Genomic DNA, 19568 nt, shown 5'->3' on the forward strand with positions numbered 1-19568 from the left:
TAGAAGAAGTAAACGCGTGACTTTTATCAGGAGGTGCTATTTCATTGGACTTATATGAACCGTATATACAGAATGACCGTCAAAGAAAGCTGGTTGATTTAGCTGGTGGGCTGGCTGATGCGTTTGATGAACGAGGGGAAGCGTATGACCGTGAAGATGCCTTTCCTTATGAAAATTTCAATGACCTGAAGAAAAAGGGATATGGAACTTTATCTCTTCCTAAAGAGTACGGCGGAGAAGAAATCAGCTTATATGAGCTGGTGATGATTCAAGAAAGGCTTGCTACAGGGGACGCAGCAACGGCTTTGTCCATTGGCTGGCATCTCGGAGGATTGATGGAACTGACGGAAACCCGGACGTGGGATGAAGGGGTGTTTAAGGAGCTTTGTGAGGAGATTATAGTGAACAATGCTCTTATTAACCGGGCAGCATCTGAACCGGCAACGGGGAGCCCCACTCGTGGAGGACTTCCCGAAACCAAAGCAGTGAAAACGGAAGAAGGATGGAAAGTAAGCGGCAGGAAATCTTTTACTTCTATGGCGAGAATTCTGGATTATTCTTTAGTATCGGCAACAATCGGTGACACCCAAGAAAAAGGATTCTTCTTGGTGAATCATGATCTGGAAGGAGTAAGTTTGGAAGAAACATGGGACACGATTTCCATGAAGGGAACGGGCAGTGATGATCTCGTCCTAACAGATGTCCTTCTTCCATCTTCTGCCCTGGTAGAACGTGATCGTGCAAATCCAAGAGGGAAGAATGATCTTCCTAAAGCATGGCTCCTGCACATTCCGGCTTGCTATATAGGAGTTGCGATTGCAGCACGCAACTATGCCATCCAATTTGCGAAGGACTATTCACCAAACAGTTTACCGGGACCGATCAAGGATGTACCTGAAGTTCAACGGAAAATTGGTGAAATAGAATTAGAACTATTTAAGGCCAGGCAAATTCTCTATTCAGTAGCTGACAAGTGGGTGATGGAGCCTCAAAAACGGAAAGATATGGCTTTAGAGCTTGCTTCTGTAAAACATGTTGTGACGAACAGCGCCTTTCACATTGTGGACATCGCCATGAGGATCGTTGGAGCAAAAAGTCTGTTCCTCTCGAACCCGATGCAGCGTTATTATCGTGATGTGAGGGCAGGCCTTCACAATCCGCCCATGGATGATATGGTGATTGGAATGTTAGCGAATAACGCATTAAAATAAGATTTCAATAGAAAAGGTATAGACAGTATTTGTCTATACCTTTATGAGTGTCTATGGGTGTAACGTTTTCTCCAGTACAGTTTGATGCTGAGCTTCTAACACATGTATTTCACTAAGCTCCTCTATCAGGTCATGAATGGATAGTAGTTCGTATAGCATGACCGTTTCACAGGAAAAATGATGCTTCATGGACTGAAAAGGTTTCGTATGAAGCCCCTCTTGATCTTCCCAGAATTCCTCCAGGAGATCTTTCATGAGAGTGAAATGTTGTTCAGGTATGTGAAACGACGGATGATGCATGATGCTTTTTAACGATTGGGTGGCATGTAAGATGCGATCTTTCTCTTCCTCACTGAATGAATACTGAACCGGTAAGTAAATTAAGTTCCCAATATGAAAAAGGATCTGCCTTAAAAGGTTAAGTTTTTTGTACTCATAATGGAAATAACGCAATTCCTCACGACTGGAGCGGTGAAGCTTCCATTCTTCCTTTTGATATTCGCAAAGGGTGTCCGTCGATTCTATGTCTCTTAAAATATCGTTGAAGATCATTTTTGTATCCCGGTGAAGAGAGTGATTCTGTAGAACTTCAGATCCTCTTTTTTCTAATAAATTGCCCGTTTTGAAATAGAGATTATGAATCTTGGTCGTGATCGTTTTCGAGTATTTTGGTGGAAGGATCCACAAGTTCACTAATGTAGACACAATCAGCCCGATCGTGGTCGTGCCCAGTCGAATGAAAAAGGTAGCTACATAGTGATCGTGTATGGTGGGGATCATGGCAATCCCTGTTAATGTTGCGACCAGAATGCCTGCCCCTAAATGAAGTTTGTGGCAGGTGATGATTGTGAGCAGTGCCACCAGTGCATATGTAATGGGGTGATCCCCGAATGTGGAAGCAATGATCACCGCAAATAGTGCTCCTATAGCTGAAGCGGGAAAACGAATGAATGCTTTCTTGATTGAATTGGCGGCTGTGGGCTCGATGGTGACTATGGCTGTAATGACGGCAAAAGTCGCTGGCCAATCTAAAAGCTCACACACAAGAGCCGTTAAAAAAACGGCAATACCGGTCTTGGCAATTCTACCTCCGACAAATTGAATTTTTTTGAGAAACTCCATAATTTAACCCTCTTTTATAAATGGCTGTCGCCTTCATTATAAAGTAAGAAAAACCCAATTGAAATAAATGGACAAAAAAAGAACTGTTCCCGGAACAGTCCTTTTTTATATGATAACTCATCTTAGAGGTAAAGGTCGTAAAATAATCTTGATTGATTTAGGCATCTTGTGTTCACTCTGAGCCTCTTTTAAATACTTGAACATTTGTTTGCCTGCTACAGAGTTGGCGGAATGAATCGTGATCCGTTCTGCAAATAGCTGCTTTTCAACCATATAGTGTACGAGCATTAATCCATTACGGGTCTTGCTTTCTAAGTCATGATCCAATGAAAGATGAGCGATAGAAAAATTCAGGAGCAGGTCAATACATTCATCGATGTCTTTCGCGAGAATGTACCCTTGAGGACAGTGGCGATAATCGTCTAAAAATACATTTACTGTCATATTAATTCTTCTTTCGTCATTTGACTTAATTTAAGCCTAACAGAGTTTGACTTTTTTCTATATAGGTAAATAGTATGATTATTACAAATATAATTGTAATTATTTTGTTGATTTATGGGGGTTAATCTTTATGCGCTTTCTGAATGATAGAGGGAAATGACTATTTTTTACAGGGGATTTTCACCTCCTATTTAGTACTTCCATTAATAAATCAGGGCGATCTGTGATTATACCGTCTGCTCCCCTTATTACGAGCATTTCCATGGTTTCTTTGTCATTAATCGTCCAATAATGAATGTGAATGCCTTTACGATGGGCTCCCTCGATCAATGTGGGCCGGGTTAAGTCAATATTCCTTTCTTGAAGGGGAAGCTGGAAGGCATCGACAGTGGGGTTGTAAAGGTTTCTCAGAAAAAAAGTATGAAGGAGGACGAATTTTTTCGCTTCTTGTTTCCCTCCTTGAGTGGCCACTCTACCTTTTGAGTATGATTCAAATAGATTAATAATGTTCTGATCGAATGAAGCGATGAGAACATTTTCTTCCATATCATATTCCTGGATGAGCTTCAATAATTTCTGTACGATTTCCTCCATCCTTTTATCAGGATTGTCGTCTTTAATTTCAATGTTAACCCTCATGTTTGGGAACCGTTGAAACACTTCCTCAAGAGTAGGAACGTATACATTCTTTCCGCGGAATGAGTATTCACCATTCAGATCTTGAAAGGTGTAAGCAGCATCAAGTCGCTGAAGCTCCTTCAGCGTGTAATCTTTAACAAATCCACTGCCGTCCGTTGTGGCATCAACGGTTGGATCATGAATCGTTACCAAATGGCCGTCTTTCGTAATATGTATATCCGTTTCGATGACGTCCACTCCTAAATCAACGGCAGTCTGAAATGCTTCGATTGTGTTACCGGGTGCAAGAAGTTTTCCGCCTTGGTGAGCGATGACAAGGGGCTCCCCATTTTCTTTTTGCAGGAATGGTGGTGGATTCACTTTATTAACGGGGAGCCAGTAGACGAAAGTAGAAAATATCATAAGGAAAGCAGCGACCATCGTTATGACGATTTGACGCTGTTTTTTAGAAGGTTTTAAGACTTCGGGATTCGTATTTTTCATAAACTGTCATCCTTTTTTCGGGAAGATTCTTATTTTCTATTATAAGTACGACCGGGTTTATTTAGGACAATAAATTAGGGTAATTTGTTCGAGCGTCCTGTAGCGGAAATAAACGACTGCTTTTTCTGTGAAAATAGCTGCAATGTGTACGAAAGCAGCCTTCTAAAAAAGCCTTATGAAATATAATTTACCTTTAAGAGTAAAAAAATTACGTTTGAATGATAAATAACTATTGCTTTTAGAAGTAAAATAGATTACTCTTTAAAGTAAGGAGGGGATATTTACCATGAAAGAGAATTTAAGGTTGAATGTATCGTTGCTTAGGAGCCGTGTACCCAATTTAACGTCAGCTGCCAAAACGGTAGGGCTAAGGGCTGCGACGGTATCGAACTTGTGTACCGGAAAAATTTCTGTAGGTCGCGCCGAGGTGAAAACGATGGTAACGTTAGCGAATTTAGCCAACTGCACGCTGGACGAATTAATTATTCAAGGAGGGAAATTAAGTATGATTGAAACGGGGATTAAACCACTTGATTTGTTTGCTCCCATTGTTCAAGGTGGTACGAATGGATTTGTGGCCAGATCACAAGTTGGTCAATTTGTTGTACTGGCAGAATTAACGAAAGTACTGAAAGACAAAGGCTACCAATCGATTTTATTGACATCAAGTAAATCGTTTCCCGGGTTGAGTGATCTTGAAGGATTCGTCGATTCGAAATGCCACACGATAGACGATGTCTTTGCAGAAGTAGCCCTTGTTGAGGACAAAGAGAGCATCCTTCTATATATTGATCGTTCTTTTATCGTGTCAGGGGACTTATATGAATTAAGAGAACGATTCGAAGCAGAGAACTACCCTGAAATCACCACGATTTTGTTTGACCCAAGTGGAGAAGCGGTCGATGAAGATGATCCGTTCGGTCCACTCGACACCTTATGTTACTTCGACATAGATCTGGCTACCAGGGGCATTTATCCAGCCATACATCCCGTACAATCTACATCGATTTTAATAGAAGACGATGCCCTGGACGCAAGCCACACGGCTATTCACAAGAAAGCAAAGAAACTTCTAAGGCGTTACAAAGAAATACGCGTCCTCATGAATACGATTGGTAAAGATAAAATACCTGAAGCAGATCTCGAACTCTTTCATATAGGAGAGCGATTGGAAGCCTACTTGAGTCAGCCATTCTACGTAGCAGAAGAATTCACCAAGACAAAAGGCCAAACCGTCCATATCCAAGACACCATCCAAGACATCCAAAAAATACTCCAAGGCAACTACAACCACATCAAACCAACTGACCTAACTTACAAAGGGAAACTGAACTGAGGGACGGACCTCCAGATCCCATTCGTGTAAATGAAAATCGCATAGGGGCGGGCCTCGACAGAAATGTCTTAGGTCCGTCCCTTTGCCATTACTTTTTTCTTAATTTTGTGTAGGAGGAAAGAGGATTTCCGAGAAATTTGTCGTATGTGTAAAGTAATGACTTTATTTAGTGGGAGACAATTCGATGATTATCGAGAAATTATTATTACATGTGTTGATTATATTGGCTCCCGTTCTTATTCAAACCTCACTCCTTGAAAATCATAGGCTAGGGAAATCTCCTGTTTTTATCGGCGTATTACACGGGATCGCCGCGTTTATGTGCTTGATCTTTGCTTATGAAAGCTTCGGGTTGTATTGGGATTTCCGTTACATTCCACTGGTCCTTTCGATGTTATATGGAGGGAGAAAAGCCGGGGTCATTGTACTCATCTTTATTTTAACCGCTCGGGTGATTAACGGCGGAGACGCCATCGTTTTCGGTTTTATCAGTGCGTTTTTAGCAGGAACCCTGCCTTTTCTTATTTCAAACCGCTTCTGGACGTTTCCTCCAAAGAAACGGGTGACTTTTGCCGTGTTACTTGGATTCTGGCCTGCCCTGGTGATGTTAGGGATTCTTCTTTCCTTCGCTCTCATTTCGGGTGTTCCTGTTTCAGGTAATAAAGAAATGGGCATCTATGTTCTTATATTCGGTGGGATTCAGGTGTTAGGGGTTGGAGTTGCAGCACAGCTCAATGAGTGGATGATCGAGAAAAGATTGCTGCGAGAAGAAATTTTGAAATCTGAAAAGCTCAACACATTGGGAGAGCTGGCTGCTTCGATTGCTCATGAAGTTCGGAACCCTCTAACCGTCGTCAAGGGATTTCTTCAATTAATGAAGAAACAGGCGACAGGGGATCATGATGAGTATTTGAAGATTGTATTAAGTGAGTTAGGAAGGGCGGAAGAGATCATCAATGATTACTTGAATTTTGCCAAGCCGGAATTCGAAAAGTTAGAGAAAGTAAATGTGAAAGATGTTCTCTCAGATGTTACGGTTCTCCTAAACGCATATGCCCTGAAAGATGGTGTATACCTTGATGCTGCCCTGAAAGAGGATGGTTTTCTATTAACGGATCGGAATAAATTAAAGCAGGCTTTCGTCAACATCATTAAGAATGCCATTGAGGCCACTCCCCCTCAAGGAAACGTAGCCGTAAATTTAGAAGTCACCCATACCCAAGCAGTCATTACGGTAGAAGACACAGGAAAAGGGATGACAAAAGAACAAATCGCCAGACTTGGAACACTATTCTTTACAACAAAAGACCACGGTACTGGCTTAGGAACCTCAGTGTCCCTGAGGATTATTGAAGCCATGGGTGGCCATATTCATTATTCTAGCATTGTTAATAAGGGAACGGTCGTTACAATCAATCTTCCTTTGAACAGAGACAAGGTTGCAAAATTTGATTCGCATCTTGCAAACACGCATATGAACAATCAAAACGCTTAGGAAATCATCTAAGTGTTTTTTTGATTTAATTAAGAAATAAGGGAAAATAAAATCTTTCATCTCCATTTCCCGTACATACGTTCCATGATAGGATAGAAGATATGAATGATAAAACCTAATGTACAGGCGACAATCACTGTTCCAATGCCAACAGCGCCATGAAACACCATGGCAAGCGTAATGGCAATTGCTTCGTTTAATAAACGTGAATTGCGTAAATTCAAACCGAACCTGCGATGAATGGCCACCATGAAGGTATCCATCGGACTTGAAGGAAGCTTGGCTTGAAGGTAAATGGAGATTCCGATACCCAATAGCAAAATGCCAGTCAGTACGAGAGACAACTGTTGAATAAACCCTACCGGTTCAAGTGTTTTAAGGCCAACCGAAATCCAATAATCAACCATCATTCCAATCACAAAGATCGAGAGCGCAGCTAACCATTGAATGGGTTCTTTTAATAACAATGCGTTTATACAGATGAGAATACATCCATTGATGAAGATGCATGTCCCGATCGAAAGGTGGAACAAGGTAGACTCCCCTACGGCAAGTGCATCCCACGGAGCCGCTCCCAAATCTCCTTTAATAATCAGGGACACACCTAATGATAGCGATAGTAATCCTATACAGTAAAAGATGAATCTTGCCTTCATTCCAGAATCCTCCGTTCCAAAAAAAGCTTGTCTAATATATATGTTCACTGAAAAAAAGTTAGAATGATAATTTATGTGAGAAAGCCCGAGGTGAAACGTCACATGATGAAAAGCGTCAAGATCTCAATCAGGGAATTAGTTGAGTTTGTGTATAAAGAAGGGAGCATAGATGTCAGGTTTCAAGCCCGCTCCTCCATGACCATCGGAACAAAGCTACATCAAAAACTGCAAAAAGAATACAAAGAAGGTGATGAGAAAGAAGTCTTTCTGAAGGGAGAAAGAGTGGCTGAGGATATTCTCTATCAACTTGAAGGCCGGTGTGATGGAATCCACTATAAAAATAAAGAAGTCATTGTCGAAGAAATTAAGTCAACGGCAAGAACCCTGTCCCAGATTGAAGAAGGATCCCGTGTCCACTGGGCACAAGGAGAATGCTACGCTTACTTATTGGCGAAAGAAAAGCAGCTCACCCATATTAGCGTACAGCTCACGTATATAGAGGTTGAATCGGAAAAAACGAAGTCATTCATCCGCACGTACACCCTTGAAGAGCTGGAGCATATCGTTGACGAGACCCTGGCTGCCTATAGTCCATTTGCTTCCATGTTACTGACAAACCAGGATAGTCGATTAAAGAGCATTGCAGACCTAAGCTTTCCGTATCCTGTGTATCGAAAAGGCCAGAAAAAGCTCGCTGGTGCTGTCTATAAAACGGTCGCTGAATCCAAATCCCTGTATGCGAATGCACCGACGGGGACAGGAAAAACCATTTCAACCTTATTCCCGACCATTAAAGCAATGAGCGGGAAATGGTTTTATGTCACGGCAAAAACGATTACCCGTACGGTGGCAGAAGAAGCGCTACTCCTATTAGAAAGGGAAGGTTTGTCACAGCGTACCGTTACGATTACGGCAAAAGACAAAATCTGCTTTAAAGAAGAAACGATTTGTCAGAAAGAGTATTGTGAATTTGCCAATGGCTATTATGATCGAATTAATGGGGCGCTCATTGATATATTGACCTGTGAAACCACCATCACACGTCCAATTGTTGAATCGTATGCCAGGAAGCACAAGGTGTGCCCATTCGAATATTCAATCGACCTTTCCTATTTGGCAGACGGTGTCATCTGTGATTATAACTACATTTTCGACCCTAAAGTTTCTTTAAAAAGAATAAGCGAAGAAAGTAAGAAAAAGACCACTCTTCTCATTGATGAAGCACATAATCTTGTTGGCCGGGGACGGGAAATGTATTCAGCAACCCTGAAAAAATCCGCTTTTTTAGAAATTAAAAGAATGTATCCTGAGCAAGTTGCGTTAAAGCAGAGCTTGACAACGGTCAACAAACAATTTCTCCGTTTGAAAAATGAACAAGAAGGAGACATGCGGATTGAACTGGATGCACAATTAGTCGATGCGGTGGAAAGTTTTGTTGAGGCATCAGAAAAATGCTTGGGAGAAGCAGATGGAGATTGGTCTGAAGGCTTTCTTCAGTTATACTTTGATGCGTTAAGCTTTGTGAGGATTGCCAACCTCTTTTCTGACGAGCACCGCTTTGTGATTACTAAAAGCTCTAATGAAATAGAGGTGAAGCTCTTTTGCATAGACCCTTCAAAGCTTATTAAACATATAACCAAGTCTTTTCACTCATCGATCTTTTTCTCAGCTACCCTTCACCCTTTTTCATATTATTTTCAGCAATTAGGTGGAAGTGAAGACGATTATCGGTTTCTGATTCCTTCCCCATTTGAAAGAGAACAATGGCAGGTGGGGATCCATCCGATTTCAACTCGATTTAAGGATAGAGATCGTACCCTTTCCTCGATTACACGTTCCATTACAGAAGCGTTCAATGAGAAAAAAGGAAACTATCTAGTCTTTTTTTCATCTTACGCCTATATGCAGGAAGCCTTCGAGGAAATGAATCAGGATGCAATGAATGCAGATTTCATCATTCAGGAGCCTAATATGAAAGAAGTGGACAGAGAGGAATTTCTAAATGAGTATCGAAGCGGCAGAGACCGCCCGGTTATTGGATTTGCCGTATTGGGAGGGATTTTCTCAGAGGGTATCGATCTGAGAGGAGATCGATTAAAGGGTGTAATTGTTGTAGGAGTAGGTCTGCCTCAGCCAAGCAGGGATCATGAAATCATTAAGGACTATTTTAATGAACGGGGGTTGAATGGATTCGACTATGCCTATGTATACCCGGGGTTAAATAAAGTATTTCAATCCGGAGGGAGACTCATCCGTTCAGAGGTGGATACGGGAGTCCTCAGATTGATTGACGACCGCTATCTGTCACAGAAATATCAGTCATTACTGCTTGAAGAATGGAAGGATTATCAAATCATCACATGAAAAAAGACCGCTCATATAGCGGCCTTTTTTCGTATATCAGTTAAAAGAAGGATCTTTTAGTAAGCGATCGAATTCTTCAAGATGATGGGTTTCATCTGCAATCATATCGTCAAGCTTGATGCTGAGCTCGACGAGACCCAATTCTTCTGCTTGTTCTTTACGCTTCTTATAACGCTCGATTGTATCAGCCTCGGCTTTACGGCCTTCCTCTAACATTTCCTTCACATTATCTGTTTGCTTAACAGAAGCCGGAGTTGTTGTAGGATCTCCGCCTAATGTTTTAATTTTTTCAGCTAAGTATAAAGCATGTCCCTGCTCATCAGGAATTTCCTCTTCGAAGAACGGTTTTAGTATTTGACGATATAAACCGCTCACAACAGCAGCGTAGTTTGTATAAAGAATAACTGCAGCATACTCATTAGCTAAATCTTCATTTAGTCCATCAATTAACTCTTTTAATTTTGCTTCATCCATTAAAATACCACCCTTTTGTGTGTTGTTATATAGGCTATTTACCCAGGCAAGAGAAAAAATAAACATTCACAAATGAATCGAATGCTCCTCAAATATTTTGCCTGGAAATGGGGATTCTAATTCTATAAAAGTCAGAGGAGGGATGAGAATGTCTAAACAAGGAAAGAAGAGTATGGACCAAACATCTGAACAGTTGGCTAAGCAAAAAGCCAAGAATGACGTGGAATTCGGATCTGATATCCAGGTAGGGAATTCAAAAAGTCAAAGTCAGAAAAAAAGTGGCAAACAAGTAAATAAAAAATAAATGACGAATATCTTTTTCCCTGAAAGAAAAACCTATATGTAGAACCAGGAGGTGTAAAGGCATGACAAGAAGAATTGGTGTTGAACAATCCCTGCAGAACGTTGTACAAGCCTTACGTGAAAAGGGGCATGACGTTGTTGAACTTAAGCAGGAATCAGATGCAAATGGCTGTGACTGCTGCGTAGTGACAGGAATGGATTCCAATGTAATGGGTATTCAAAACGTGGCTACCCAAGGATCTGTTATTGAAGCAAGCGGATTAAGTGCTGATGAAGTGTGTCAGCAAGTTGAGAGCAGACTACAATAGTAGAAAAGCTGTGTAGTACAATAAGAACAGTCAGTAATGGCTGTTCTTTTTCAGTATAGTAATAAGAAGAGTGAGTGCACGATTTTTGGCTCATTCGAGTGAAACGTACGTTTCACTCGCCTTTCAGCAAAGCTGAAAGGTCGCCTGAATGAAAAGAACCCCCAGCATAAATGCATTTATGCTGGGGGTTCTTTTCATTCAGGCAGAAATGAGCCAAAAATCAACCAGTCTAAAGTCCATCACCCAATCTGAGCTAACGGCTGATTTCTTAAATGCTCTCTCAGTAAGTCAGGTGCTGTTAAAAACAATAGACCATTTCCTTCCAATGTTTTTGGGAATCCGAGTGGAACGGTGCGTTTAATGAGTTGTGCATACACTTCGGTTTCTGAAAGTTTACGGTCAAAAGATATTTGCTCCAATTCTTTGACGAGGGCTAATGCGCCGGACACGTGTGGAGCCGACATGGAGGTACCGCTGAGCTTAGCATACTTTTCACCAGGAATGGTAGACAAAATTTGTTCACCAGGTGCCACTAAGTCAACTTCATTATTAGAATTCGTAAAGTAAGAAGATTTTCTTTGAAGGTCGATGGCTCCTACAGAAATCACTTCATTGTAACAAGCAGGAAAAGAAAACTCATCGGTACTGCTATTTGAGTCACCTTCGTTACCTGCTGCACAAACAACTGATATATTTGCATCCACCGCTTTTTGGATCGCTTCGTGCAGAGGCTTGTGGTCAGTGGGGCCTCCCAATGACATGGAGATGATGTCCACCTTTTGTTCGATTGCATACAGAATGCCGTTCACGATCCAATCGTATTTTCCACTTCCACGGCTGCCTGCAAGTACTTTAATGACCAATAAATCGGCCAGTGGCGCAACACCGATAACCCCATTACCATTTTCACTTGCAGCAATCGTACCCGCCACATGGGTACCGTGTCCGCTATAATCGGTAACGTTATCTTCAGCACCGTTATCATCGTCGGTGAAATTGCGGAATCCCTTCACTTTCCCTGCCAGATCAGGATGGTTCATATCGCAGCCTGTATCCAGGACAGCGATTGTCGTTCCTTTTCCTTTGTACCCATTCTTCCACATACTAGGAGCTTGGATTAAATCAACGCCTTTAGGAATTTCATTTGCATCAACAATCATTTCGTCCATGAAATATGGAATTAACCTAATTTCACCTTGCATATCAATCCCTCCTAAAATGGTACTGCGTAGTAAAAATCTGAAGTTTCTGAAAATATAACATTTTTTGGACAAAATGAAAAGGGATAATAGTAGTAGGAAAATAAAACCAATCATATTTTTCTCTCTTTAAGCATACGGGTGGGGATTTTTTTAGTTTTTAAAGGTAGGATCCAATAGAAGAATGGGTGAGGACTTACGGGTTAGCCGTCAATGTATCAATCCCATTAGCCGAAATTTAAACAAACGTTTGATTGAGAGGATGAACCATTGCGTAGACAAGGTTTTTAGAGGTTAAACAAACGTTTGGTTAAAAAGAGAAGTTCTGGTATTTTCATCATGTCACCCACACTTTCAACATAAAATGTCTTGAAGGAAGGTGAACCAATGATGAATTATTATCAGTATGGCTATCCTGGCTATTCATATTATCGAAACGCACCTGACATGGCCTTCGCTCAAATACAGGGAGGTCCATTAGCACCAGGATTGCAAGGGTATGTTTTTTTTCGGGAAGTGCAAAATGGGGTGGAAGTATATGCAGAGATAACAGGTTTACCATCATATAGGGAAGGAAAAGGTGATCAAAATCCGATCGGGCCTCATGGGTTTCACTTACATGAAAAGGGAGTCTGTGAAATAGGGGACCCAAAGGAACCCTTTTCTTCTGCCGGGGGACATTGGAATCCGACGAACCAGCCTCATGGTAATCATGCGGGTGATTTTCCTGTACTGTTCTCAAATGACGGATACGCTAAAATGTCCTTTTTTACAAATAAATTCAAAGTGAAAGACGTCATAGGCAAAGGGGTCATCATCCATCAAAGCCCGGATGACTACAGATCCCAGCCCTCGGGAGATGCGGGGAAACGGCTCGCATGCGGAGTCATTATGGGGTATGGGGTCTAACGAAAAAGGGTTGACCTTATTGACAGGTCAACCCTTTTTTATCATTTATTAGAATAGGCCCAATACATCAAGCATGACAATAACGATTAGCAACGGAGCCACAAAACGTATCAGGAAGAACCAGGCTTCGAATAATCCCCGCTTCAATCCACTTCCTTGCTTCAACTCTTCGTAAAGTGCTGTTTTCTTCATTTTCATAGGTACGAACAGTGCAATAAGCAGTGATCCAATCGGAAGCAGCACATTGCTGACAGCGAAATCAGCCAAGTCAAAAATGGTCTTATCGAATAGCGTGATATTCCCAAGAATCCCAAACGATAATGCCGACGGAATACCGAAAACAAAGATGGCAAGTCCGATGATCCAAGACCATTTCTTGCGCTTCTCAGGTTCTCCTTTTGAAATGACCGAAACAATGATTTCGAGCATGGAGAATGCAGATGTTAACGCTGCGAACAAGAACAGAACAAGGAACGCAATAAAGAAGAACATCCCAAAAGGAATTTGACTGAAAACGGTTGGTAAAACATTAAACAGTAGTACAGGGCCAGCCCCAGGTTCTAAATCAAAGGCAAAGACCGCAGGGAAAATGGCCAATCCTGCTAACAGTACAATGAAAATATTCATAGCCACAATGGAAATGGCTGATCTGGGCAGACTCTGTGTTTTCGGCAGATAAGAACTGTATGTCACCATCACCGATACACCTACACTTAGTGTGAAGAACGATTGTCCCATCGCTTCCAAAATCGTTTGTGATGTCACTTTTGAAAAATCTGGTTGCAGCAGGAATGTGATTCCATCCACCGCATTATCAAGGGTTACAGCACGAACGACCAAGAGAATAAATAAAATAAATAATGCCGGCATCATGATTTTACTGGCCAGCTCAATACCTTTTTGAACCCCTTTAGCAACCACGAAGATGGTCATCAAGATGAAAAGGAATTGAACGAATACACTTGTTACAGGATTTGAGATCGTCGCACCAAATACTTCTGCGTATTGGTCAGAGGAAAGATTGTTCAATTGACCCGTAATGGCTTTAAATAAATAAACAACAATCCATCCCCCGATCACGCTGTAGAAGGAAAGTAAGATAAAGGATGTAACCATTCCAAGAATCCCGACCCAGTGCCAGTGCGTACCAGGAGCGATTTTTCGATACGAATCAACGGCATTGCTTCCGGCTGTCCGTCCGATTGAGAATTCTGCCAATAGTAATGGAAGTCCGAGTAATAAAGTAAATAGAATGAAGATCAGGAAGAATGCTCCACCTCCATTTTGACCAGCGATATAAGGGAATTTCCAAATTGCCCCCAATCCAATCGCAGACCCTGCTGCCGCTAATATAAAGCCAATCTTTGATGACCATTGTTCGCGTTGACTCATTCTCATTCTCCTTTCTGTTTTCTGTATTATTGACGTGTGGGGGGAGCCGATGCCAAACAAAATAAAAAAATCGCCCCTACATATCGTAGGGACGATTTGGATATCGCGGTACCACCCTAGTTATGAGAAAACAATTCTCATCACTCTTCACACATAACGGCCTTAACCGTCTTTTGATCTCGTCAAAAGAAGCTCCGGAATCGAAATTCACCAATCATCTTTGTACCGGTTCACACCAACCACCGGCTCTCTTTAACAGGGAAATGTATGCTACTTGTTTCCATCAAAGCTTATTCAATATTAGGTTATACAATTTTTATCATGAATCAAAACAACTTGTCAATCTATTTCGGAAAAAGTAGTGAGAATTGTCTGGAATTGTTGGTGGTTTTTGGTGTTGTCATGATGTATGTGTACCGCGGGATAGATGCTTTGAATTGTACCTGGTACAACTAAATCCACTCGCTGAAACCCGCACCTCCATTGAGTTCACCCTCCTTCTCAAGTAAAATAAAGAAAAAACGTAATGAAAAGGTGTTTTAAATGAAATCATATATTGTTGTGGGTGCGGGAATACTTGGTGCTTCTACGGCGTATCATCTTGCTAAGGCAGGGGCAGAGGTCACAGTGGTAGATCGTCAGGACCCTGGACAAGCAACGGATGCAGCGGCGGGGATTGTTTGTCCATGGCTGTCGCAGCGTCGGAATAAAGTGTGGTATCGACTGGCCAAAGGTGGGGCGAAGTATTATCCGAGCATCATTCAACAGCTGGAAGCTGACGGAGAATCAGAAACAGGGTATAAGCGAGTAGGAGCGATCAGTCTGCATACAGATGAAAATAAGCTTCGAAAAATGGTTGAGAGAGCGGAAAAGCGCAGGGAAGATGCACCTGAAATCGGTGAACTCACTATTCTTACGGCTGAGGAAACACGTCAACGTTTCCCGCTTTTATCTGAAGAGTATCAAGCTGTTCATGTAAGTGGGGCTGCACGAGTTGATGGAAGAGCGATGCGGCAGGCGCTTATTAATGGAGCCAAAAAGAACGGGGCGATATTCCGGCAAGGGGATGCCAAGCTTCTGAAAGAACAAAACAGGATCACAGGTGTCACGATAGGCGAACAAAAGCTTGCAGCAGATGAAGTGATTGTCACAGCAGGTGTTTGGGCGAAGGAACTTTTTGAACCGGTGGGAATAAACTTCTTGGTATCTTCGCAAAAAGCGCAAATTCTTCATTTACAGGTAAAGGGTGAAGAAACGAATGGGTGGCCTGTTGTCATGCCACCGAATGACCAATACCTTCTCGCGTTTCCTGAGGGAAGAGTTGTCGCAGGTGCGACCCATGAAAATGATGTCGGCCTCGACCGCCGGGTGACAGCAGGTGGTTTACATGAAGTTCTTCACAAAGCGATGGAAGTAGCACCCGGCATCCATGACAGTACAGTGATGGAAACAAGGGTGGGGTTTCGCCCGTTCACTCCAGGTTTTCTCCCCGTTTTCGGAACGATGCCTGGACTTCCTGGGGTGCTGGTAGCGAATGGACTTGGGGCATCCGGACTGACGGTCGGCCCATATCTTGGTTCTGAGCTTGCGAAGCTTGCACTCGGTGAACCTACAGAACTGGATCCTTCCGACTACGATGTAGCGGGTGCGATGGAGTAAAGGAAGAAAAAAGCATCAGCTCATTTCCCTCTATCTTCTAAGCAAAATGACCCTTATAATAGAGAGAGCGAAGTTTAGTATATAAAGAAAAGGTGTTTACTATATGAGTTTATTAACAGTCAAAAATTTAACTCACGGGTTCGGTGACCGTGCGATTTTTAATGACGTTTCTTTCCGTTTGTTAAAGGGTGAGCATATCGGCTTGATCGGTGCCAATGGAGAAGGAAAGTCTACATTTATGAATATCATTACAGGTAAGCTTGAGCCCGATGAAGGAAAAGTGGAGTGGGCGAAGCGGATCCGTATCGGTTATCTGGATCAACATGCACAGTTGAAGCAGGGCATGACAATCCGGGATGTGTTGAAGACAGCCTTTCAATACCTGTTTGATATGGAAACAGAAATGAATGAGCTCTTTGCCAAAATGGGGGAAGCATCTCCGGAAGAGCTGGAAGAATTGCTCGAGGAAACAGGGACACTACAGGATGCCCTGACAAATAATGATTTTTATATCATAGACGCAAAAGTAGAGGAAATTGGCCGTGGCCTTGGATTAGATGATATAGGGTTGGATAAGGATGTCCACGATTTAAGTGGAGGGCAACGAACGAAAGTCTTACTGGCCAAGCTTCTACTGGAAAAACCGGATATTCTTTTACTCGATGAGCCTACTAACTACCTTGACGAGCAGCATATCAATTGGTTGAGACGCTATCTGCAGGAATATGAAAATGCGTTTATCCTGATCTCACATGATATTCCATTCTTAAATAGTGTCATTAATCTTATTTATCATATGGAAAATCAAGAATTGAATCGTTACGCGGGAGATTATCATGAATTCAAACGGGTTCATGAAATGAAGAAGCAGCAACTCGAATCTGCATTCAAGAGACAACAGCAGGAAATTTCAGAGCTGAAGGATTTCGTTGCCCGCAATAAAGCGCGTGTGTCGACCCGTAACATGGCGATGTCACGTCAGAAGAAGCTGGATAAGATGGATATGATTGAACTGGCTGCCGAAAAGCCGAAGCCAGAGTTTCATTTCAAACAAGCGAGAACCGCTGGCAGGGTCATTTTTGAAACGAAAGACCTTGTAATTGGATATGATGAACCATTGTCGAAGCCACTCAATCTCAAGATGGAGCGCGGTCAGAAGATTGCCCTATCTGGAGCGAACGGGATCGGGAAGACGACTCTTCTACGCAGTATTTTAGGAGAAATCAAACCAATATCAGGCTCAGTGGAATTGGGAGACTATCTTCATATTGGTTATTTTGAGCAGGAAATCAAGACAAAGAATAATAATACGTGCATCGAAGAGGTGTGGAATGAGTTCCCATCCCTAAATCAAGCAGAAGTGCGTGCCGCCCTTGCAAAATGCGGACTGACGACAAAGCATATCGAAAGCAAGGTAGAAGTACTGAGCGGGGGAGAAAAAGCAAAGGTACGACTATGTAAATTGATGAACAAAGAATCGAATGTCCTGGTGTTTGACGAGCCGACCAACCACTTAGACGTAGAGGCAAAAGAAGAATTGAAACGTGCCCTTAAAGAATATAAAGGTACCGTCCTTTTAATCAGTCACGAACCTGAATTCTATCAGGATGTGGCGACGGAAGTATGGAACTGTGAAAACTGGACGACGAAATTATTCTAAATGAAAAAGCGGATTCACAAGCATTTAAAGCTTGAGAATCCGCCTTTTTATGTTAGTCCTCCAAAACATCTTCCAATGATGAATATCCATTATCCTCTAAACGTAAGTCATCAAAACTATGCTTCATATGAAGGTCGATTAATTCCAGCAGGGTTTGTTGATCGCGGTTTTCGATGGCTTTGACCATTTCTTCGTGTTCTCTGAAACGTACGTTTTCGCCGGGTTCCACATGATAAAATACATCAAATAAGAATAGATAGACGTTGGACTGAGTAAGCATTTCATCCATGTAGCGCATCAGGAATTTATTCCCGCTGACTTCGGCCAGGAATAGATGAAACTGCTTATTGAGTTCTACATATTTTAACAGGTCCTTTTGTCTATAGGTTTCCTGTTCATCCTTAAGAAAGGTGTAGAGCCTCGGCATGTCGGTTTTTTTAACTTTAGGCAGACCATACTTAACGGTAAGGTATTCAAGTTCCTTCCTTAACTCGAAGAAAGAGATGATCTCTTCTCTTGTGGGATGGACGACAAAAGCTCCCCGGTTTGGGATGATCTGAACCAGTCCTTCTAATTCAAGTCTTTTCAACGCATGTCGAATGGGGGTTCTGCTTACAGCCATCTTCATAGAGATGACTTGTTCGACAAGCTGGGTTCCCGGGGCGATCTTTCTGGCCAGTAAGGCATCCTTCAGTTGCCCATATACTCTAAACTCTGCGGTTTGTCTCTTCTTCACGTTCATCATCCATTCAATCTAATATTTCATAGTACCTATCATATACGAAAAAGAGGAGGATCCATAATCACGTGTCTTCAAAATCGGTTGAGATTTGAGAAAACACCTGACTGAATCATCCACTTAAAAACCTCTTAAGCGAAGGATTTAAAATTCTGTCCCCATATTTCATTCATGCTGTGTACGGTAATAAATGCTTTTTCATCGGTTGATTGAATATATGATTTTAATTTCGAGAAGTCTTTGCGATCAAGAATGGTCGTGATGACTTCTTTTTGATCATCTGAAAATGCGCCTTTAGCTGAATGCAGCGTTGCTCCTTTTTCCAGGTCTCCGACAATAAATTGCTTAATTTCCTCACTATGCTCGCTGATGATCACTACTTCTTTGTTTTCATTGAAAAACTGAAGAGTTCTGTCAATCATCATTCCCTTCAATAGCAATCCAAAGAATGCATACAAACCAATCTGAAGTCCGAATAAGTAGGCAGACGAAATGACGATCAGAATATCAGATGCGAGGACTGCGCGTCCCAGCTCAAGACCTGTGAACTTGTGAATGATCTTGGCAAGAACCCCCGTTCCACCGGCGGAAGCTTCTTGATTAAAGATCATTGCGACTCCAATGGCCCCAATGAGCGTACCAATCACAATTTGAATGAGAACATCATGACCAATGGGATTATGGAGGGGATGATACACCTCTAAAGCCCATACCATGCCACTTAGTGAGAGGCTTGCGAAGACCGATTTCAGACCGAAGCTGGGGCCGATCAGAAGTAAGCCGAGAATAAATAGAATCATATCGAGTGCAAACATAATCACTCCAACAGGTAAATCCATGAATTGTGATAGAACGATGCCTGCACCACTGGTCCCACCTGTGCCGATCCTATTTGGTGATAAGAAAAAATGTATATTCAGCGCAATCAAAAAAGCGCCCAAAGTTATATTTAGTAAGGATTGAACTTGTTTCATCTTGGAGCAAGCTCCTTTCAGTAACGGTAGTTTTAAAAACAATCAACCCGATTATAAAGAGTGGAAACTGGGATGTAAATGGAAAAATCCAATGTAAGCATTTACTTATAAAAGTTTTTATTATGGATTTTTTCTGACTTTTTTTAAGCAGAATACATGGAGAAAAAAGGATTGACTTTTTTACGTAACCTAATTAATATT

General features: G+C 41.9%; 18 protein-coding genes and 1 other annotated feature. Of the genes, 9 read left to right on the forward strand and 9 right to left on the reverse strand.

Annotated features, from left to right (window positions below; translation table 11 throughout):
* The first annotated feature begins 44 nt into the window (after positions 1-44).
* Complete coding sequence (locus tag ACFQWC_RS16800) at positions 45-1211, forward strand: acyl-CoA dehydrogenase family protein (RefSeq protein WP_341357294.1); 1167 nt, start codon at positions 45-47, stop codon at positions 1209-1211.
* 51 nt (positions 1212-1262) lie between these two features.
* Here ACFQWC_RS16800 and ACFQWC_RS16805 read toward each other — a convergent pair whose 3' ends face one another.
* From ACFQWC_RS16805 to ACFQWC_RS16815, 3 genes are all read right to left on the reverse strand, one after another.
* Positions 1263-2333, reverse strand: a complete 1071-nt coding sequence (locus ACFQWC_RS16805) for an aromatic acid exporter family protein (RefSeq protein WP_341357295.1) — start codon at positions 2331-2333, stop codon at positions 1263-1265.
* A 117-nt stretch (positions 2334-2450) separates the two neighbouring features.
* Complete coding sequence (locus ACFQWC_RS16810; protein WP_341357296.1) at positions 2451-2777, reverse strand: cyclic-phosphate processing receiver domain-containing protein; 327 nt, start codon at positions 2775-2777, stop codon at positions 2451-2453.
* A gap of 180 nt (positions 2778-2957) precedes the next feature.
* A complete protein-coding gene (locus tag ACFQWC_RS16815) occupies positions 2958-3899 on the reverse strand; it encodes a glycerophosphodiester phosphodiesterase family protein (RefSeq protein ID WP_299741382.1) in 942 nt (313 codons plus the stop codon).
* Between the two features lie 286 nt (positions 3900-4185).
* On the opposite strand from ACFQWC_RS16815, the gene ACFQWC_RS16820 reads away from it, so the two are divergent.
* Together ACFQWC_RS16820 and ACFQWC_RS16825 are read left to right on the forward strand one after the other, a co-directional pair.
* Positions 4186-5235, forward strand: a complete 1050-nt coding sequence (locus ACFQWC_RS16820; RefSeq protein ID WP_341357297.1) for an ATP synthase beta subunit C-terminal domain-containing protein — start codon at positions 4186-4188, stop codon at positions 5233-5235.
* Between the two features lie 184 nt (positions 5236-5419).
* The gene (locus ACFQWC_RS16825) at positions 5420-6730 is read left to right on the forward strand and encodes an ATP-binding protein (protein WP_299741384.1); all 1311 of its coding nucleotides are present in this window, start codon (positions 5420-5422) and stop codon (positions 6728-6730) included.
* 56 nt (positions 6731-6786) lie between these two features.
* On the opposite strand, the gene ACFQWC_RS16830 is transcribed toward ACFQWC_RS16825, so the two are convergent.
* Entirely contained in the window at positions 6787-7386 is a 600-nt protein-coding gene (locus tag ACFQWC_RS16830; RefSeq protein WP_299741385.1) for a YczE/YyaS/YitT family protein, read from the reverse strand.
* Between the two features lie 102 nt (positions 7387-7488).
* On the opposite strand from ACFQWC_RS16830, the gene ACFQWC_RS16835 reads away from it, so the two are divergent.
* On the forward strand, positions 7489-9750 hold the full coding sequence (locus ACFQWC_RS16835) for an ATP-dependent DNA helicase (protein ID WP_299741386.1): 2262 nt from the start codon (positions 7489-7491) through the stop codon (positions 9748-9750).
* Positions 9751-9786: 36 nt separating this feature from the next.
* On the opposite strand, the gene ACFQWC_RS16840 is transcribed toward ACFQWC_RS16835, so the two are convergent.
* Entirely contained in the window at positions 9787-10224 is a 438-nt protein-coding gene (locus tag ACFQWC_RS16840) for a ferritin-like domain-containing protein (RefSeq protein WP_299741387.1), read from the reverse strand.
* Between the two features lie 148 nt (positions 10225-10372).
* On the opposite strand from ACFQWC_RS16840, the gene ACFQWC_RS16845 reads away from it, so the two are divergent.
* Entirely contained in the window at positions 10373-10528 is a 156-nt protein-coding gene (locus tag ACFQWC_RS16845; protein ID WP_172655736.1) for a hypothetical protein, read from the forward strand.
* A gap of 61 nt (positions 10529-10589) precedes the next feature.
* Positions 10590-10835, forward strand: coding sequence for a YkuS family protein (locus ACFQWC_RS16850; RefSeq protein WP_044339096.1), 246 nt, complete (start codon positions 10590-10592; stop codon positions 10833-10835).
* Between the two features lie 239 nt (positions 10836-11074).
* On the opposite strand, the gene ACFQWC_RS16855 is transcribed toward ACFQWC_RS16850, so the two are convergent.
* Positions 11075-12037, reverse strand: coding sequence for a S8 family peptidase (locus tag ACFQWC_RS16855; protein ID WP_377108607.1), 963 nt, complete (start codon positions 12035-12037; stop codon positions 11075-11077).
* Positions 12038-12424: 387 nt separating this feature from the next.
* On the opposite strand from ACFQWC_RS16855, the gene ACFQWC_RS16860 reads away from it, so the two are divergent.
* The gene (locus tag ACFQWC_RS16860; protein WP_377108798.1) at positions 12425-12943 is read left to right on the forward strand and encodes a superoxide dismutase family protein; all 519 of its coding nucleotides are present in this window, start codon (positions 12425-12427) and stop codon (positions 12941-12943) included.
* A 48-nt stretch (positions 12944-12991) separates the two neighbouring features.
* Here ACFQWC_RS16860 and ACFQWC_RS16865 read toward each other — a convergent pair whose 3' ends face one another.
* Complete coding sequence (locus tag ACFQWC_RS16865) at positions 12992-14335, reverse strand: sodium-dependent transporter (protein WP_299741389.1); 1344 nt, start codon at positions 14333-14335, stop codon at positions 12992-12994.
* Between the two features lie 84 nt (positions 14336-14419).
* Positions 14420-14631: a binding site (T-box leader), on the reverse strand.
* A gap of 247 nt (positions 14632-14878) precedes the next feature.
* On the opposite strand from ACFQWC_RS16865, the gene ACFQWC_RS16870 reads away from it, so the two are divergent.
* Both ACFQWC_RS16870 and ACFQWC_RS16875 read left to right on the forward strand, forming a co-directional pair.
* The gene (locus ACFQWC_RS16870; protein WP_299741390.1) at positions 14879-15994 is read left to right on the forward strand and encodes an NAD(P)/FAD-dependent oxidoreductase; all 1116 of its coding nucleotides are present in this window, start codon (positions 14879-14881) and stop codon (positions 15992-15994) included.
* A gap of 103 nt (positions 15995-16097) precedes the next feature.
* Positions 16098-17654: an ABC-F family ATP-binding cassette domain-containing protein gene (locus ACFQWC_RS16875; RefSeq protein WP_299741391.1), complete on the forward strand. Its 1557-nt coding sequence runs from the start codon at positions 16098-16100 to the stop codon at positions 17652-17654.
* Positions 17655-17706: 52 nt separating this feature from the next.
* Here the strand turns inward: ACFQWC_RS16875 and ACFQWC_RS16880 are convergent, their stop codons facing one another.
* Complete coding sequence (locus ACFQWC_RS16880; protein ID WP_299741392.1) at positions 17707-18390, reverse strand: GntR family transcriptional regulator; 684 nt, start codon at positions 18388-18390, stop codon at positions 17707-17709.
* A gap of 134 nt (positions 18391-18524) precedes the next feature.
* A complete protein-coding gene (locus tag ACFQWC_RS16885) occupies positions 18525-19367 on the reverse strand; it encodes a YitT family protein (RefSeq protein WP_299741393.1) in 843 nt (280 codons plus the stop codon).
* Positions 19368-19568: the final 201 nt, after the last annotated feature.

The sequence above is a fragment of the Rossellomorea sp. GCM10028870 genome (genome assembly GCF_042666755.1).
Lineage (GTDB): Bacteria > Bacillota > Bacilli > Bacillales > Bacillaceae_B > Rossellomorea.

Coding starts and splice junctions, on each gene's coding strand:
- ACFQWC_RS16805 (WP_341357295.1), bottom strand. CDS start 2,333: ATGGAGTTTCTCAAAAAAATTCAATTTGTCGGAGGTAGAATTGCCAAG.
- ACFQWC_RS16810 (WP_341357296.1), bottom strand. CDS start 2,777: ATGACAGTAAATGTATTTTTAGACGATTATCGCCACTGTCCTCAAGGG.
- ACFQWC_RS16815 (WP_299741382.1), bottom strand. CDS start 3,899: ATGAAAAATACGAATCCCGAAGTCTTAAAACCTTCTAAAAAACAGCGT.
- ACFQWC_RS16820 (WP_341357297.1), top strand. CDS start 4,186: ATGAAAGAGAATTTAAGGTTGAATGTATCGTTGCTTAGGAGCCGTGTA.
- ACFQWC_RS16825 (WP_299741384.1), top strand. CDS start 5,420: ATGATTATCGAGAAATTATTATTACATGTGTTGATTATATTGGCTCCC.
- ACFQWC_RS16830 (WP_299741385.1), bottom strand. CDS start 7,386: ATGAAGGCAAGATTCATCTTTTACTGTATAGGATTACTATCGCTATCA.
- ACFQWC_RS16835 (WP_299741386.1), top strand. CDS start 7,489: ATGATGAAAAGCGTCAAGATCTCAATCAGGGAATTAGTTGAGTTTGTG.
- ACFQWC_RS16840 (WP_299741387.1), bottom strand. CDS start 10,224: ATGGATGAAGCAAAATTAAAAGAGTTAATTGATGGACTAAATGAAGAT.
- ACFQWC_RS16845 (WP_172655736.1), top strand. CDS start 10,373: ATGTCTAAACAAGGAAAGAAGAGTATGGACCAAACATCTGAACAGTTG.
- ACFQWC_RS16850 (WP_044339096.1), top strand. CDS start 10,590: ATGACAAGAAGAATTGGTGTTGAACAATCCCTGCAGAACGTTGTACAA.
- ACFQWC_RS16855 (WP_377108607.1), bottom strand. CDS start 12,037: ATGCAAGGTGAAATTAGGTTAATTCCATATTTCATGGACGAAATGATT.
- ACFQWC_RS16860 (WP_377108798.1), top strand. CDS start 12,425: ATGAATTATTATCAGTATGGCTATCCTGGCTATTCATATTATCGAAAC.
- ACFQWC_RS16865 (WP_299741389.1), bottom strand. CDS start 14,335: ATGAGTCAACGCGAACAATGGTCATCAAAGATTGGCTTTATATTAGCG.
- ACFQWC_RS16870 (WP_299741390.1), top strand. CDS start 14,879: ATGAAATCATATATTGTTGTGGGTGCGGGAATACTTGGTGCTTCTACG.
- ACFQWC_RS16875 (WP_299741391.1), top strand. CDS start 16,098: ATGAGTTTATTAACAGTCAAAAATTTAACTCACGGGTTCGGTGACCGT.
- ACFQWC_RS16885 (WP_299741393.1), bottom strand. CDS start 19,367: ATGAAACAAGTTCAATCCTTACTAAATATAACTTTGGGCGCTTTTTTG.